We start from the raw sequence: 17,595 nt of genomic DNA on the forward strand, positions 1-17,595 counted from the left end.
TATCTAATGTGGGCTCTGGATAAGGATTCTATAAAAAAGCAGTCGATATCCAGGGTTCGTTCGGGCTGAGGAGATGCGTAAGCATCGTCTCGAAGTCTTGGCACGAAACATTAAATTCCATACAAGGCTTCGAGACGGCATAAATGCCTCCTCAGCCCGAACGATTCAAAATAATGGCTGTCTTATCCATAACTCACGTTATCCATAAAAATCAATCTCTTGTTATTGATGCTCGCAGGCATAAATCTGGATAAGGTTTGCTGATTAATTTCTTCCTGCCATTACGCCTCCATCGACATTCATAATCTCCCCTGTAATCCAGCTTGCTTTTTCTGACAAAAGAAATTCGATTGCATCAGCGATATCTGTTGCCTTACCGATTCTGCCGATAGGATGAAATTTATTAAAATCCTGTAACGACTCCTCGATTCTCTCTTCATCAATAAATGATTTATAGATAGGAGTGGCTACCACTGCCGGTGCCACGGCGTTTACTCTTATATTGTGCTCAGCAAGCTCCATAGCTAAATGTTGGGTTAGTGAATGAAGTCCGGCTTTTTGCATGGAATAAGCAGAGGAGGGGGTTGCCTTAACCGCCTGATTCGCCCACATGGAACCGATATTGACGATACTACCCCCTCCGTTTTTTTTCATATTTTTTGCTATGGCCTGGGTGATAAAAAAGAACGCCTTATTAAGATTAACCTGACGATCGTAATCTTCTTCCTCATGTTCTAAAAAAGAGATGGGTTTGAAATAACCAGCAGCATTTACAAGGTATTTGATTCTTCTAATTTCATTATTTATGCTGCTCATAAATTGAAATACCTGTTCTTTGTCATAAAGATCAAGAACTAAAATATCTAATTTTGACCTCAGATTTTGTATTTCTGCTGCGGCATTTTCAAGTTTTTGTTTATTCTTTCCTGTAATTAACAGGTCCACATTTTGACTTGAAAGCTTTTTTGCCGTTTCAAGGCCCATACCACTAGAGCCGCCAATAATAATAGCTAAATCTTGATTGAACATGGATTCTCCTGATTCATTAAAACACTGTCCAATCCAGTATGAAAGATCTACAATATTAAAAAAAGTAAGCACTTTTCAGTTCACTAAGTACTTTATGGTACAAATTATTGAAATGGATGAAAAAAAATTAATACAAAAAAAAGCTCCCATTAAGACAGCATCAATGGTAGAGGCTATCTATGGTTGTAAGTGGTCCTTGACCATCTATTCTCTTTTACGAAATGGAATCAATCGACCAGGAGAAATGGTGCGAAGCGTTGAAGGACTTTCAACAAAAGTTTTAAACCAATGCCTGAGGAAGAATATTGAATTTGGGATTCTCGGCAGAAATACTTTTCATGAGATACCTCCCAGAGTTGAATATTTTGTGACTCCTTTTGGAGAAAAATTTTTAAAAATTCTGGATCAAATAGAAGAGCTGAACGAGCAAATCAGGGATTATCAACAACCCGAATTCCACAATGATGATAGTTAAGATTTTTTGTAAAAGACGTGTTAGCAATCGACTGCAAGTGAATTATGGCTCACAATATTTAACGCCGTAATGAGACATCGCTAATCAGTATCATTATGAAGATCAGAAAATATTTCAATAGGTATTCAAGTTATGGTCAGGAACAATCCCATTACCCTTTTAACAACATGGATTTCTGAAGAATTCGAAAAAGGAGCACCTAATCCACAGCATGCCATATTATCTACAGCAGGCAAAAACTCTATTCCCCATGGGCGTGTTATCGCCATTCGCGAAATCAATGAGCAAGGCTTATTATTTTTTACCCAACGAGGAACCAGAAAAGTTGTCGAAATGACCCATAACCCTATGGTATCTCTCACTTTTTGGTTTGAGTTATTTGCAAGAGAAGTCATGATTGACGGTTCAGCCAAGGCATTGTCGGAAAACGAAAATAAGACATACTGGGATTCCTATCCACCTTTTGCACAAATTAGATTTCATAGTTATGCCCCTACTTCATCACAAGTGATATCCAGTAAGCAATTAATTGAAAATAAAAGAAAAATATTGACTTCCCAGTTTCAAGATAAGTCATTGCCTATGAGTGAATATTATTGTGGTTTCAGAATAATTCCCACTCGCATGGTTTTTTATACTTATAGAACTGATGAATTGTCTGATGTCATAGAATATTGTTTTATAAAAAACAGTTGGGAGAAGAATCTGCTGTCTCCTTAATATCAATTAGCCTAAGCTTCATGATTGACGCAACAATATTTTTTTATGATATCCAATACCCATTGCAGCGGTTTATGATTCGATAATCGTTTGTGATAGTAAAAATTAACTAAAAATTTCTTTTTAGGGAAAGGGAAAGGGTGTAGCTCAATTTGATACCTGTCTTTGAAAGCAACAGCTAAGATTTTCGGTATAGTTGTGATGAAATGCGTATGGTAAACCACCTCTAATGCGCCAATGATATTGGGCACTATTACTTTGATACTTCTTTGATGATATCCTTGTAATGCTTTATAGAGTATATTTTCATTTCCCATATAACTAAATTGTATGTCGACGTGTTCAGCTTGCAAGTACATATCTTGAGTTAATTCCTGATGTGCCAGAGGATGAGATTTATGCATGACGCACACGGCCTCCTCTTCAAACAATAATTCTCTGATGATGTTATTCCCGGTTTCAACAAAGCCAGGCGCTATTGCAAAGTCTAATTCGGACATTAACAAATATTCCAGACTCAAGTACTCTGACATTGAAGAAATCTTTAATACAAATTTTGGAGCATGTTTAGCCAAATGAGCACATAATTTTGGTAAAATAAAATATTCCCCAGTACCCACTGAAGCGGCCTTTAAAAATAAATTGTCATTTCCTGGATCGAAAGTATCTTCTTCAAAAATATCATTGGAGTAATTTAAAAATTTTTTAATCTTGGGGGCCAGATCAAGTGCTTTTTGTGTTGGTTGAAGTCCGTGAGGTTTTCTAATAAACAAAGGATCATCGAATACATCTCGCAATTGTTTTAATATATGACTCATTGCTGTCTGGCTCATGAATGATTTCTCGGCCGCTCTGGATACAGAGAGTTCATTTAACAAAGTATCAAGATGCAATAACAAATTGAGATTAATTTTTCTGAGATCCATTTTTAATTAAATCCAAATTAATTTTTTTATTTTTATATTCCTATTCAAGGTGATTGAATAAGCCCAAAAACTACATTTTGGAATTGCTCAGCCATATTTTTTCTTTATTAATAGAATTATAGTTAAGGAAACCGTTTGTTAGAAATAAACAGTTTTATGAACGGGAATGGTTAACAGCACTATTGATATTTATAAAATAAAAATAGTTGGTTATAACAAGGCGTCGAATCATTAGTAATTTATTGAAAAATAATAGATATAACTAGGTTTAATAAAACATATCAAAACAATTAATTGTATTAATATCTTTCAATATGTTCAAATATAAGGGTTGATTGGCTTATAGGAGAGCATTATGTCTTATCACATAAATTTGGCGGAGCAACCTTTCCCCGAAGATCAAGTGATCCTAAAACAGTTAATTAAACAATATTTAATGTCTGGTTCCAGTCAGTCCGCATTATTTGCCAACCATCCTTACACGCTAAACGATGAAGATGGAAATGAAATAGAATTCCTCTTAAGTCATGATATTTACAAAAATCAACGTCATGATGGTATTACTGAGTTTTTAATTTTAAATGGTCCAAAGATAGGGAGCGGAACCAAAGGCGTAGTGATACAGAGTAATCATGCTATGTACTTATGGGATGAAGAATTGGTAATTTTTCCTAAAGAGAATGTACTGAAGGTTTTATATCAGAACTTTAGCAATGCCGAGGAGCTAATAAAACAAGAATCTGTCAATTATTCGATTTTATCAGGCAATTCAACTGCAGAATTAGTCAATTTGCAAGGAGGAAACCAAGGTTTTTTTATGCAAAAAGAAGAGGGATATGCCTTGGAAGAACTTCTTGAGGATATAGACTCACTTCAAAAATTGACATTTTCAGACAAAATGGAGTTAGCCATTTCATTTTTAGCGGATTTGGAAAATCTGCATAACAAAGGCTTTGTCCATGGCGATTTAACTTTCAAAAATATTTTATATAACGAAAAGAGTAAGCAATTAAAAATCATTGATGCCGGAGAAATGAAAGCAGAAGAGGAACGCTTTTTGGCACAGGAAATTTTAATTGCCAGGGATATGGTATCTCTCTTGTTTACAACTAATGAAGCAAATCAATTTAAAGCATCAAGCTATTGGTCTGATGAACCCACAGTCCGGCGAATAGTTAGCCCAAATCCGATCGAGGCAAAGTTAAATACAATTTTGAACAGTCAATACAGTTCTGTTTTGGCTTTAAAGTTAGCCATTGAAAGGAATTACAATGAATATCTCAATAATTCGAATCCAGTTTTAAAAAGAAAAGTTGAACTAGAAAGCGAAGCTTCGGATTTACAAGCTTACAAAAATCAAATGAGCAAAAAACAGTTGTTGGGAGAAATTCAAGGATTTAAAGAAAATTATTGGAATATGAAAGATTTGTTGACCTTGACAAATCGACATCATCTTAGGGTATTTTTGGAGTATTTAGATAATATCTGCTCCGCATTTAAAGATGATAAAACCAATGAAGAGTCGGTCAAAGCGGCCTATGATTTTCTAAACGCACAAATCAATAAATTATTCGAGGATAATTCAAAAAACTCAAAACCAAGTTTTGAAAGTTTCTCAGAAGATGTTCAGCGATTTTTAATTCATATTGATACCTATTTAATAAAAAATCCCTCTGCTTGCTCTAATTCCATAGCTTCCACCATTAAGTTATTGAAACAGTTGGATAATAAAAGGAGTTTTAATCCGGAGCAATCTTTTAAGGATTTCTGTTCATATAAAGAAATTATGATTCAACTGTTATTAAAACCATTTGAAACACCAGTGGCTGAAATGGCTAGTGCGCCAGCTATAGCATCAGATTTAATTGAAAAGCAATCTGGTATCAAAACAAGACTTAGGGAAATTACATCATCTGCAAATTCTGCAAATAAAGAAGAGCAACCTGTATTTAGTCGTTCATTGATGCGAGGCCCCAGCTAAAAACTGCATCAGGAAAACGTGACTGTATTATTTTACTGCTCTTGTGTAATTGCATTGGCTGGGAGATACTAACAGGACTTACGAAAAATCCCAATCTCTTTGTTAAAAAAAGTTTTTAATTCGGTCATTTAGTTTATCTAAACTCCCTCATTAAAAACATTTTTTGCCTCGACCTTGGAGTTTTTCGTAAGTCCTGAATAAATCATACAATAATAAAAAGAAGGTATTAATTGATGACTTACTTTCGAATAAAACACAGTCCATTACTCTTGATGTATGCACTTGCCACAGATTATTTTTTCGATTCCATGTTGACTGAAGATAGATAGATTTTTTGAGCTATCGTTTATGGAATATCATCGTGTTTGGCGGTTTGCTTATGGAGTAGTTCTGCTACTGCTGTATACCTCTCTGGTAACGGCAGGTAAAGCCTTGACTCTTAAAGAAGTTACCCACATTGCATTAGCAAACAACAAGGATTTAAAAGCTGCCCGTTACAACGTATCTATCGCAAAAGCCCGCTTGCTACAAGCAGGTTTTTGGCCTAATCCAAGTTTAAATCTTTCAAATAATGATGATCGTTTATTCACTGATGAAGGAGAGTATTCGCGCAGTGCTGGCTTTAGCCAGGCATTTCCTATTTCAGGACGTATTGCAAAGCAAAAAAAAGTGGCTCGTCTGGATGTGTTGAAAGCTGTTGCAGAAATCAGGGAAGCCGAGCGTCAACTCAGTGCCAAAGTAGCTAATGCCTTTTATACAGCAGTGATTACAGAGCGCCGCATACAACAGGTAAATTACTTGTTGCAGATTAACCAGGAATTGGTTGACGTTATCCATAACCGTTATCATGCTGCAGAAATTTCAAAACTGGATGAAAATGCGGCACGCATTGAGTATTTGCGTATTGTTCAAGAAAAACATCTTTTGCGTAGTCTTCGTATCAGCCAATATGCCATACTGAATCAATTGATGGGACGCGAAGCTAATTCATCTTTATCGCTTAAGATGGATTTTGCTGCTGAAAAAAACTCCCGGTATTAGATGCTCTTAAAGCACAGGCGCTTAAAAATCGACCTGATCGCCAATCTATCGCATTATTGATTGAACGCGCCAACGCTGATCGCCGTTTGGCAAAAGCTGAACGGTTTGCCGATTGGACAGTGGGAGTTGGTATTCAGCAGGATAAAATTGTGGTGGAAGAAGGCCCTCCTCAACCCCCTGATCGCACTTTGGGTGTCACGCTTTCTGTTCCTCTTCCTCTTTTAAATCGTAATCAAGGGCGAATTTTAGAAGCAAGTCACACAGGTACCCAGGCGATAATGTCTTTACGTGCCCTTGATTTAAGTATTGCAACGGAGATAGCCAGTAACTATGAGCAAATCAAAGCTTTGCGTAAGAGCCTTGAGGAAACACAACGGGTTTCTCTTCAATTGACTGTCGAGAATGTAAAACTGGCTCGTGATTCTTATGAAAATGGGCAAATTTCTTTTTTAAATGTGTTACAAGTGCAAAAACAACAAAACGATTTGCAAACTACTTATCTCAATACTTTAGAAAAATTTTTACAAGTCTATATCGCCTTGTGTACGGCTATTGGTCCTGGCAAAACGGATGGGTTTTGCTCTTATTTAGAGTATCAAAGGAATGGGGATAGCAAATGAGATTGCAACTTAAAATCAGAATGACGATCTTGACTGGCTGTTTTCTTGGCTTATTTTTTCCCATGCATATGAGTTTTGCGCATGGAGGAGACATAGATGTGGTTGAAGGAGGAGCCAAAGGCCCAGTTCATTTGACCATGGAACAAGCAAGGATGCTTGACATCAAAGTGGTTCAGGCAACCAATCGTCCTATGGCGCAATTGCTGGGGTTAAATGGTCAAATTCAATTATTACCTGATGCTCAAGCCGATGTCAGCATCCGGATTAGTGGGAGTGTGACAGCGGTTGATGTGAATTTGGGAGATAGTGTCAAGGCTGGGCAGCGCTTGGCTACAGTGCAATCAAGATTAGTGGGAAATCCTCCGCCGAGTGTTGCAGTCAATGCTCCAATTGCAGGCATCATTGATGCCAGGAATATCAATTTAGGACAGGCTGTTGAGCCAAATACAGTTCTTTTTCATATCAGTAATCGCGATAAATTATTAGTCGTAGCTCAAGTGTATGAAGAAGATTTGGGTAAAGTGAAAGTAGGGCAAGAAGTGAATATTCACGCTTTAAGTTATCCCAAGCAGACATTTCCAGGCCAAGTCACTTTAATTGAGCCCAATCTTGATCCAATGACCCGTACAGTCAATGTACGAATTACTTTGGACAATAGGGAGGGGATCCTAAAACCCGGAATGTTTGTGCGGGCTAATGTGATTTTAACTTATAATAAGGCAGCACTCGTTGTGCCGAATACTGCCCTTTTACAAGCAGATAACGAGCAATTTGTTTTTGTGCAAAATGGTGGTACCTACAAACGAGTGAATGTTAAAGTAGGTGCTGTAGAAGATGATTATTCAGAAATTACTGAAGGTTTAGTTCCTGGTGATCTTGTTGTCACTCAGGGTAATCGCGAGCTTTATACACTTTGGTTGAGTGGGGGGCAAATACAGCAATCAGGGCAAGAGGAGCATCATTAAATGTTTACCCGCCTCATCGCCTGGTCTTTACATAATCGCCCCTTGATTTTGGCGTTAACGATTATTCTTTGTTTGCTAGGTAGCTACATTCTAAAACAAATGCCGGTCGATGTTTTTCCTGAGTTTGCTCCGCCTCAAGTTGTAGTCCAAACCCAGGCACCAGGCATGGCAACCCAGGATGTAGAAACACTGGTTACTTATCCTTTGGAAAGTGCCATCAATGGGACTCCGGGGGTAGCTAGTGTCCGCTCAAAAACCTCAGTCGGATTATCAACAATTACTGTGGTATTTGATGATAAAACAGACATCTATCTCAATCGTCAACTGGTGAATGAGCGGATTCAACAAGTAGTCAACCGTCTTCCTCCTGGAGTCTCCTCACCTGTGATGCTGCCAGTCACTTCTGCAGTAGGGTGGTTGCTTAAATATGCTTTGGTGAGCCGCACAGCAAGCCCTGAAACCTTGCGCACGATTTCCGACTGGACTATTCGTCCACGCCTGCTGGCTTTGGGCGGAGTCGCTTCAGTAGTTTCCCTGGGCGGAGAAGTAAAGCAATATCAAGTACAGCTTGATCCCAAGCGCCTGCTGGCTTATGGCATTACAGTCGAAGAAGTTCGTCAAGCCTTGGCAACAGGAAATCAAAATGTACCTGGTGCGTTTGTTCATCAGGCGGGTACGGAATTTGTTGTAAGTACCATTGGGCGCATTAAGACCTTAGACGATATAAAAAAAACACTGATTGTAGTGCGCAAGGGAGTTCCTATTACTGTTAATAACGTAGCCACAGTTGCTTTTGGCGGTGAAATCAAGCGAGGCGATGCTTCTTTCAATGCAGAAAACGCTGTTATTGGTACTGTTTCCAAAATTTATGGAGCTGATACATTAACCACAACACGTAAAGTGGAGCAAGCTTTAGCTGATATAAAAAAATCCTTACCGGCAGGTGTTGAATTAAATACAGAAGTATTTCGTCAAGCCAATTTCATTGAGTCAGCCATTCACAACCTAACCAGGGCTCTTATTGAAGGAGCTGTTATTGTGATTGCGGTGCTCTTTCTATTTTTGATGAATTGGCGAGCTTCATTTATTACCTTTCTCTCTATGCCCGTTTCTTTTATCGCAGGTATTTTGGTCCTTCATTATTTTGGTTTTGGCATTAATTCCATGACTTTGGGTGGAATGGCGATTGCCATTGGTGAAGTGGTCGATGATGGGATTATTACTGTAGAAAATGTGGTACATCGCTTACGACTTAATCGTTTGGCGGAAAAGCCTTTGCCTGCGATTGAAATTGTTTTTGATGCGGTTTTGGAAATTCGCAGTTCAGTAGTTTATGCGACCATCATAATTAGCCTGGTGTTTTTACCTATTTTCTTTTTGTCAGGAATTCCCGAGCGGATTTTTAGCCCATTAGCCATTGCCTATATTGCTTCCGTAATAGGTTCTCTTGTCGTTTCTATTACTATGGTACCAGCCCTATGTTACCTCCTTTTGGTGCGAAAAACTGAAAAGAACCAGGATGCTAAAGTGGCTGTGCATGCTTTATCCGAAGACGAACGTTATCATGACACACAAGAGGAAACGGCTCAGCATACGCAAACGGAAACGCGGTTTGTGATTTGGTTAAAAAAACATTTTTTAACCGGCTTAATTTGGTCTTTGGCCCATTGTAAAACAGTTTTAGCCATCTCAATCGCAGCGTTCGTTTTTGCTTTGAGTTTACTTCCTTTTTTTGGAACCTCTTTCTTGCCTGAGTTTCATGAGGGCAACTTTATTATTGTGATGAGTACTCTTCCTGGAACTTCATTGAATGAATCCATGCGTTTGGGTAAGCAAGTCAGTAAGACGTTATTGAAATATCCGCAAGTGATTTCCATTGCCCAACGAGCGGGTCGCAGTGAATTGGATGAAGATGCTTTACCACCGAATATTAGTGAATTCGATGTACATCTGAATTTTGGTAAAGACAAAACCATGTCTCCTGATGAATTGTTGCGACGTATTCGAGCTGATTTGGCGAATATTCCTGGAGCGCTATTTAATGTGGGGCAATTTATTGCCCATCGCATGGATGAAGTGTTGTCAGGAGTTAGAGCACAAGTTGCTGTGAAACTTTTTGGCGATAATCTTGCTACCCTTAACGAATTAGGCGAATCGGTTGAATCCATTTTAAAAAACGTACCCGGAGTAGTGGATATTAATAAAGAACAGCAAATCAATGTACCGCAGTTGGTCATTAAAATTGATCGAGATAAAGCTGCTCGTTACGGTGTCAACATTGGCCAAATTTCAGAGGATGTTCAAATCCTTCTCAATGGCATGACGGTATCCAGTATTCTTGAGGGCCAGAGGACATTTGATTTGTATTTGCGTATGGGTGAAACAGAGCGGGATAGTGTTAGGGCCATCCAAAATATGCTGATTGATGCCCATGGTGCGGCCAATAATCGAGAAACGAAAATTCCTTTACGTGCAGTAGCCGATATTCAGTTAGAGCCTCAACCTTTTGCAATTAATCGAGAAAATGTGCAACGTGTTCTGGTTATCGGTTTTAATGTGCAAGAGAGAGATTTGGGTAGTGTGATTCAAGAGGTGCAGCATCAGGTTAAGGAAAAGGTTTCATTACCTGCTGGTTATTTCATTCAATATGGCGGCCAGTTTGAAAGTCAACAACAAGCATCTCGTGTGATTGTTCTGTTTGGTGCATTGGCAATTTTTATCATGTTAATACTTCTTCATAAGGCTTTCGGCACATTTCGTGAAGCATTGTTGGTTATGTTCAACTTACCCTTGGCATTGATTGGTGGCGTTGTTTCTTTATTTCTTGCCAGTGGTGACATGAGTGTAGCCGCCATGATTGGTTTTATTACTCTGTTTGGAATTGCGGCACGTAATGGGATTATTTTAGTGAGCCACTATAATCAATTGCGCTCTCTGGGGAGGGAACGTGAACAAGTGGTTATACAGGGAACTCTTGATCGCCTGGTCCCCGTATTAATGACAGCAGCGACAGCGGCTCTGGCTTTAATACCCCTGTTGTGGGGGTCTCCTGCTGGTAAGGAACTTCAACGCCCTTTGGCGCAAGTGTTATTAGGAGGATTATTAACTTCAACGGTTTTAAATATGTTTGTTGTGCCTACAGTCTATAATGCCTTTGAAATTTGGCACGAAAAGAGAAGACTATTGAAAGAAGGCTCTTAGACAGGGCTATGATGAATCGAATAATAGAGCCTATTAAGCAGCAATTGTTACCAATTGCCTGGATGCTTGCATAGACATTTTTTTGCAATGGTGATACTGACTTTATTCAATTATCAGACCATAATTTTAGGGGGGCAATCTTGTAACTCCTTTTATCATGCAGAACGAGCAAGGCAACACTGGCTGATAAAAGTATATAGAATATTGGTGCGGTGGCTAATTTGAGTGAATATTGTAAATAATTGGCAACCAATGGCGCTGTTCCTCCAAAAATAGCCATACTTATTCCCCATGCAATAGAAACACCGCTGTATCGAATCTGAGTTGGAAAAAAATCATTCAATAATTTGAAAATTGGTGTGCCTACCAGCGCATTGCATAGCGCATAGGGAATCTGTGATAAGAGAATTAATACCAAAGAATTCGTTTGAGGGGTCAGGTAAGCAATAGGAGCCGCAATAAAATACCCCCATAAACCGATTTTTATAATATGTCTTTCGTCAGTTTGATCAGCGTACATGCCTGTTAAAACAATGAATAGGACAACCAATCCTTGCCCCAAGGTCACAACGAATTTGGTTTGAGCTTCTGACAACGAGGTGTATTTTGCTAAATGAGAAGCATAATAGACATTCATAATGTAGATATAAATACCTAATGCAGCTACTAACAATACTGATTTAATTAATTGTTTTTTATAATTTTTAAATAAAATTTTCAGGGGATTTGATGATTTTTCTTTATTTATTGTGAGGTAGGGCGGTGACTCACTCAAATTTTTACGAAAATACATCGCACAAAAACAGGACAAGGTTCCTAACAGGAAAGGGATACGCCATGCCCACTCTGGCATGTGAGGTAAATAAATTAAAGTAGACATCAATCCGCCAAACATCATGCCCAATGCGGAAGCAAAACCGGTCCAGCTACCGGCCTGGCATGGTTTTTCTGAATCGTGTTCAATCAGATAGATAGCGCTGCCATTAAATTCACCTGATACGGCAAAGCCTTGTATGCAACGAAAGATGAGCAAGAGAATTGGGGCTAAGACACCAATGCAGTCGTAAGCAGGAAGACAACCAATCAACAGGGAAGATAAGCCCATCAGCATAATAGAAGATTGCAAGGCAACTCGACGCCCCATCTTGTCTCCAAGATACCCAAAAAAAAGGGCTCCTAAGGGACGAAAAAAATAACTGAGAGCGAAAACAGAAAAGGTTGCTATCAAACCCAGATGATTTCCCAATTTTGGGAAAAACAATGCGGAGATAATGTTTGCGATATAGGCGTAATAAGTAAATTCAGCCCACTCCAGAAAAGTCCCGGCAGTTGCGACAACGACCCGTTTTTTCTTATTTTCCATACAATAAATCTATAGACTATTAAAGTGATGAAGAGGGATTTTACCTTAAATTGACCTTATTATTCTATGCAATTGGATAATATAACAGATTCATGGAGTTACGACACATGTCACATTCTGCTTCTAACAATTAAGTATTTTGTACTATATTAATACAATAGATTAATACAGTAGGGTTCAAATTGAGGTTTTGAATTTGTCACTTTATCTCAGTGAGCGCTGAATGAAAAAGGCCAAAGCAAAGATTCAAAATATAAATGAAATAATATTTTCAGATCGTGTAATGTTACTAAATAAAAATTTGTTGCTGAGCATTCCTGCAAATTTTTTATGTGCATTAATTATTTTTATTGGTTTGGATAAAACAATAGATCAAGAAATTCTCTCTGTATGGTTTATAGCTGTAATAACAGCTTTTGTTCTCCATGGAAGTTTACTTTTCTTTAATTATTATCGCCCCTTACCATCCAAATACCTTTTAAAATGGTTAATAAGCGTCACTGTTATTTATGGGGCTCTATGGGGAATAGCAGGTTCAGTTCTTATTCCTCAGAATGATCTGTTAAATCAAATGATTGTCATTATTATAATTATTGGAGTCGCATCAGGTGGATTACATATTCTTCAGCCCAGTTTTTTAGCAAGTCTGTTATTTTTTTCATTAACCCTTATTCCTCTAAGTATCTTACTTTTCCAACAAAATACACTTAATTATTGGTTTCTTGGAACTGCATTGCTGATTTACTTTTGTTTTGTATCCATTATATCCTGGATGGGATATGGACTTCTTAATAAGAATTTTAAATTACGTTATGAGAATTTAGATTTGATTGATAAATTGTATGCAATTAACGCTCATTTGGAGGAAAGTGAGTTACGTTTTCGTTCTGCATTTAATTCTGCTGCTATTGGTATGGCTATAGTTTCTTTGGAGGGGATGTGGTTAAAAGTTAATCAGTCGCTTTGTCAGATTGTTGGATATTCAGAAGAAGAATTATTGAAAACTAATTTTCAATCGATCACTTATCCAGAGGATTTAGAGCTGGATTTAGGCTATGTGAGGCAATTATTAGAGGGAGATATAAGATTCTATCATATGGAAAAACGCTATATTCATAAAAATGGTAGTATCATTTGGATTTTACTTAGTGCTTCTTTAATCCGAGATCTTGAGAATAAACCACTCTATTTTATTTCGCAAATTCAAAACATTGATGCTCAAAAACGAGCAGAGCAAGAGCTTCAATACATCGCGTATCATGATATTTTAACTGGTTTGGGAAATAGGAAGCTATTAGAGTTGTCATTTGACCAGGCATTAGCACATGCGAAACGTCACCAAAAGCAAATTGCTATTATGTTTATGGATTTGGATTATTTTAAAAATGTGAATGACAAATTGGGGCATGATATTGGAGATCTTTTATTAATTGAGATTGGAAAAAGATTACAAACTATTTTAAGGTCTACTGACCTAATTGTTAGGCATGGTGGCGATGAATTCATCATCGCTCTTACCGAATTATCCAATGTAAACCAAGTGATAGAAATAGCAAATAAAATTCTAATTGCTATAAGCAGGCCTATATCAATCAAGCGTTATGGTATTTCAATTACAGGCAGCATTGGTATAAGTATTTATCCATATGATGGTTGTGATTTAGACACATTAATTAGAAAAGCCGATGAAGCATTATATAGGGTGAAAGTAGGAGGAAAAAATAATTTTCAATTGTTCAATACCGTGTTACATAAGTAAGACTCTCTACTTGATATGGTGCATTCGGAGGGGCTAATCCCCTGACACCTCGATTCGATGTCTTGTGCTTGTGTCTATAATATAAATACAATTTATCACCCGATTTCCTAAAATGAATATTCATAATGCGGTATTAGCTTGCTTTGTAAAATTAGGATATTCCGATGTTGAGGGAGTATGCCATGGGATTTCTATCCGCTGGCTGGAGGCTTGCCTTTTGGGTGAAGAGCATGTGTTTCATGAACGGATTAAACATCTCGAGCGAATTGTTTCCTCAGGCCAAGATATAGTTAAGCTTATGGAGGCGGTTAAAGAAAAAAAGGGCAAAAATTTATCAAAAGAAGATGAGGACTTATTGGATATCCTGGCTTTTTTTGAAAGCCTGGATTTGTATCATGCGCCTTATCGCCATACGGAACTATTTGGGCTTTCATCTGATAGCAACCAAAAGAATATTGCATTTCATTCTGAGCTCGCAGCATCAGATAAAATCAACGCATTGGGAGGTTTAACCCAGGTATACTCTCAAGCACTCATTCCTGATGAGGCAGAATTAAAGCATTATTTGGATGAATTAGGCTTCGTCATGCAAGCCGGCTCTGGCTCAAGCAAAGATGTTTTAGGAGTGCTTTTAAGTTCTTTCAACCATACTCTGGCGGTGACTTATAAACCTGGTAATGGTTGGGGGTTTATGGATATTAATCAATATCCTCCCAAGGTGTATAAAGTTGAAGAGACAGGATTACTCGCTAAAATGATAATCAAGGGTTTGAATTCAGTCCCACCATCTTCATATCTTGCTTTGGATGCATCGATTTACACCACAACCAGAAATCCACAAGTGTATTCATTAACCACACAATTGGGTCAATTTAAATCCAGTCATATAATGACCCAAGAAATAGCTTCCCAAGCTCCAACAAGAATATCTTGACTCCTTAATGCCTCAGACTTTAGACGGCCAAAGTAAAGCTTTGTTTAAAAAACTCTTGCAAGAGCATAAGGACAACCTAAAAAAAGAGATGGTCAGGATCGAACACTCCATCACTAATATCAATAAAAAATTATTCCCTAAGTCTGAAGAGATACTCCCTCTTTTCAATACGTTGTCGTCAAAAAACCTTCAACTCTTACCGATATACGAATTTAGCATTGTGAAAAGTGTGCGTGCAGACGATAGGCATACACCAAAAGAACACACTGATACGCAGAACTTTATGCATCAAAAATCAACGATGAGTATCCTGAAAATTCCGGCAACCGAACGTGAAGCAAATATTTACGTGGTATTTCAATTGTTAGAGTGTCCTTTAATGTGCAATGAGGATGGCTCAATTCCCAGGATTTTAAAAGAAATAAAAGCGATTATAGAAGAGGTAGATACAGAAGACGAGCAATCAATTAGTGACGCGCTTCATCTCATTCGCAATGCAATAAAAGATGTAGACCGGCAAGAGAGGCCTTTAGTTGTTGAGGTGTTAAAAATATTTGATAGCACAGGCAGCCTTAATTTTAGACAAATCCGTAACTCTTTAGAAGCTCTGCCTGGTTTAAATGAATTTTCTTTGTCATTAAGACGGTCATTATCAGGGCATTCTACATAGAATATATAGGCAATATCAAATTTCGTCTGAAATTTAAATAATTAAAACCTTAGTTCCAGGATTGGCTTTTACCCAATTAGCCACATACTCGATATAGTTATTTTTGCCAACAGCAATACATCCACGTGTTGAGCCTGGTAAGTTGTTTAACCAACCAAATAAATTGGATGTCTGGGCTGGTCCATGGATCCCAACATCCCTACCTGAATATCCAGCAGCTAATTGCTTTTTAGTTGGATAGAGAATTGGAATGAAGACTTTAAATTGATTGGATTTTCTGGGATGAGCCAGCCCATATAAACCAATTGGAGTTTTATTATCTCCCGCTTGTTTTTTACCGACGCCTTTGTACCCGAGAGCCACTTTAAAGGTTTTTATAACAGAGCCGTTTTTACAAATATTTAAAATTCGCTTTTTAGTATGTACATTGATTCCGTTTGATAAAGGACAAGTGGCATCGCTGGCGAATAAAGCAACGGGGAAAAAAATAGCGATCATCAAAGAAATTGCTCTTATTTTCATATAAGTAGTTTAATATTGTCGAAATTGGGCAATAATTATCCCATAATATTGCCTTTATTCATAGAGTTGCGGTATAAATCTTTCAATAACTATCATCGCGACAGTGAAAAACTGAAGTTTTTTCATTCAACTGGTTTAAGGCTCTTTCAGAAGATGCCAATTTTTTATTTTTAAGGCAGTAAAAGGATAAAAGAGATTTCGGGCAGAAACGGTTGAAATCATTTGAGTTTTTAGAAAGCAGCTTTACCAATAGAACTCCTTATTAAAGAATCTTCAGAGTAGCCTGACTATTTACTTCCTATATTTTATTTGATGCAATCAAGTAGAATTGCCGGCGTTTTCTTCTGGACGTTCCATAAGCAAACTTTCTTAGCTGTAATCCCCAATTTTTCAGTAGTATATATTCGCAAATATTCCTATGGAAACTTGAATAATACACTTGCTAAATCCACTTTTCATTTGCAGTAAAGGCTATGGTTAGCCAACGTTGAGGAGTGTCTTCTCCAATAGCTAGTGTGATTTCATTACGAATTTCATCCAAGGCTTCAATGCTCGAAATTGGGTAACCCATGGGTACTACTATATGTATTTCAATAAATTGTGCACGTCCTATTTTCGCAACGTAGCTTGTATAGGACTTGAAATTACGCTGTTTAATAAGCTCATCTAAAAATTCTCTTATTTTTTTATCAAGATCCAAAGGTGCCATGCGAAATATGTCTCGCATGGCATCACGGACTGCAGCTATAGGTACAAAAATCAAAAATGCAGTAAGAATCGCTAAAATAAGGGGATCAATGTAGGGGGTAAAATATCCGTAGGTTCCATCATGCAAAAAGGTTGCGATGCCAAATGCCAATAGGAGTGAAGTGGAAATCAACGCAGACATTAACCAACTTTGAATATCTAATCGCAAGAATTCGGATTTAATTTTGCGGTTTTTTTTAATTAAATAAAAATACATGCCTGTTGATAAAAAAAATACCAAAAGAGCAAACACAAATGCCCAATCAAAATTCAGTTCATGCCCACCAGACATCAAACTGCCAATCGCATTTACCAGTGCATAAGTACAAAGCAGTATTAGAATACAACCATTCAAAACAAGAACCATAGGTTCGATATGCCAGTAACCATATTGAAATCTCCTGTTCCCTTTACTTGTTAGAAGACGGGCAACAAAAAAGGCAAGGATTGATATAACAGTATCCACCATATTAAACATACCGTCAAAGACGATAGCCAATGAACCCGACAATAGCCCAAATAAAATCCCTACCACGGCTAAGAGAAAAGTAGCAGCTATTGATATTTTAAGAGCTCTTCGTTCATGAAGCCCCTCTTGTATGTGTATTCCGGAGCGAAATGATCACCAATTCCGGCGGCATT

At 37.7% G+C, this 17,595-nt stretch carries 12 protein-coding genes and 2 pseudogenes; 9 read left to right on the forward strand and 5 right to left on the reverse strand.

The genetic code is table 11. The features are described from left to right. Positions 1–264: 264 nt before the first annotated feature. Positions 265–1,029 carry an SDR family NAD(P)-dependent oxidoreductase gene (locus tag CC34_RS0108930; protein WP_027228542.1) on the reverse strand — a complete coding sequence of 255 codons (765 nt, stop codon included), beginning with the start codon at positions 1,027–1,029 and terminating at the stop codon, positions 265–267. 94 nt (positions 1,030–1,123) lie between these two features. Here CC34_RS0108930 and CC34_RS0108935 point away from each other — a divergent pair, with 94 nt between their 5' ends. Both CC34_RS0108935 and CC34_RS0108940 read left to right on the forward strand, forming a co-directional pair. Then, positions 1,124–1,504, forward strand: a complete 381-nt coding sequence (locus CC34_RS0108935) for a winged helix-turn-helix transcriptional regulator (RefSeq protein ID WP_027228543.1) — start codon at positions 1,124–1,126, stop codon at positions 1,502–1,504. Positions 1,505–1,636: 132 nt separating this feature from the next. Next, positions 1,637–2,224 (forward strand): pyridoxine/pyridoxamine 5'-phosphate oxidase, encoded by a 588-nt coding sequence (locus tag CC34_RS0108940; protein ID WP_027228544.1) that lies wholly within the window; start codon positions 1,637–1,639, stop codon positions 2,222–2,224. 11 nt (positions 2,225–2,235) lie between these two features. Here the strand turns inward: CC34_RS0108940 and CC34_RS0108945 are convergent, their stop codons facing one another. Further along, positions 2,236–3,150: a LysR family transcriptional regulator gene (locus tag CC34_RS0108945; RefSeq protein ID WP_027228545.1), complete on the reverse strand. Its 915-nt coding sequence runs from the start codon at positions 3,148–3,150 to the stop codon at positions 2,236–2,238. Between the two features lie 355 nt (positions 3,151–3,505). On the opposite strand from CC34_RS0108945, the gene CC34_RS0108950 reads away from it, so the two are divergent. From CC34_RS0108950 to CC34_RS0108965, 4 genes and pseudogenes are all read left to right on the forward strand, one after another. Continuing rightward, positions 3,506–5,131: a serine/threonine protein kinase gene (locus tag CC34_RS0108950; protein WP_027228546.1), complete on the forward strand. Its 1,626-nt coding sequence runs from the start codon at positions 3,506–3,508 to the stop codon at positions 5,129–5,131. 348 nt (positions 5,132–5,479) lie between these two features. Then, positions 5,480–6,792 (forward strand): annotated as a pseudogene (locus tag CC34_RS01000000116300) (TolC family protein). Next, positions 6,789–7,757: an efflux RND transporter periplasmic adaptor subunit gene (locus CC34_RS0108960; RefSeq protein WP_027228548.1), complete on the forward strand. Its 969-nt coding sequence runs from the start codon at positions 6,789–6,791 to the stop codon at positions 7,755–7,757. The pseudogene CC34_RS01000000116300 and the gene CC34_RS0108960 overlap by 4 nt, the downstream one beginning before the upstream one ends. Continuing rightward, positions 7,758–10,958, forward strand: a complete 3,201-nt coding sequence (locus tag CC34_RS0108965; protein WP_027228549.1) for an efflux RND transporter permease subunit — start codon at positions 7,758–7,760, stop codon at positions 10,956–10,958. Between the two features lie 106 nt (positions 10,959–11,064). On the opposite strand, the gene CC34_RS0108970 is transcribed toward CC34_RS0108965, so the two are convergent. Then, positions 11,065–12,321 carry an MFS transporter gene (locus CC34_RS0108970; protein ID WP_027228550.1) on the reverse strand — a complete coding sequence of 419 codons (1,257 nt, stop codon included), beginning with the start codon at positions 12,319–12,321 and terminating at the stop codon, positions 11,065–11,067. Positions 12,322–12,544: 223 nt separating this feature from the next. On the opposite strand from CC34_RS0108970, the gene CC34_RS0108975 reads away from it, so the two are divergent. The 3 genes and pseudogenes from CC34_RS0108975 (at position 12,545) to CC34_RS0108985 (ending at position 15,684) form a co-directional block, all read left to right on the forward strand. Continuing rightward, a complete protein-coding gene (locus CC34_RS0108975) occupies positions 12,545–14,080 on the forward strand; it encodes a GGDEF domain-containing protein (RefSeq protein WP_027228551.1) in 1,536 nt (511 codons plus the stop codon). A 652-nt stretch (positions 14,081–14,732) separates the two neighbouring features. Further along, a pseudogene (locus CC34_RS01000000116305) lies at positions 14,733–14,987 on the forward strand (Dot/Icm type IV secretion system effector LegA6); the annotation flags it as partial. Positions 14,988–15,021: 34 nt separating this feature from the next. Continuing rightward, a complete protein-coding gene (locus tag CC34_RS0108985; RefSeq protein ID WP_027228552.1) occupies positions 15,022–15,684 on the forward strand; it encodes a hypothetical protein in 663 nt (220 codons plus the stop codon). A gap of 33 nt (positions 15,685–15,717) precedes the next feature. Here CC34_RS0108985 and CC34_RS0108990 read toward each other — a convergent pair whose 3' ends face one another. Both CC34_RS0108990 and CC34_RS0109000 read right to left on the reverse strand, forming a co-directional pair. Continuing rightward, positions 15,718–16,206 carry a L,D-transpeptidase family protein gene (locus CC34_RS0108990; protein WP_027228553.1) on the reverse strand — a complete coding sequence of 163 codons (489 nt, stop codon included), beginning with the start codon at positions 16,204–16,206 and terminating at the stop codon, positions 15,718–15,720. A gap of 442 nt (positions 16,207–16,648) precedes the next feature. Then, positions 16,649–17,560: a cation diffusion facilitator family transporter gene (locus CC34_RS0109000; RefSeq protein WP_028379428.1), complete on the reverse strand. Its 912-nt coding sequence runs from the start codon at positions 17,558–17,560 to the stop codon at positions 16,649–16,651. Positions 17,561–17,595 lie beyond the last annotated feature (35 nt).

The organism is Legionella pneumophila subsp. fraseri (assembly GCF_000586315.1).
GTDB lineage: Bacteria > Pseudomonadota > Gammaproteobacteria > Legionellales > Legionellaceae > Legionella > Legionella pneumophila_B.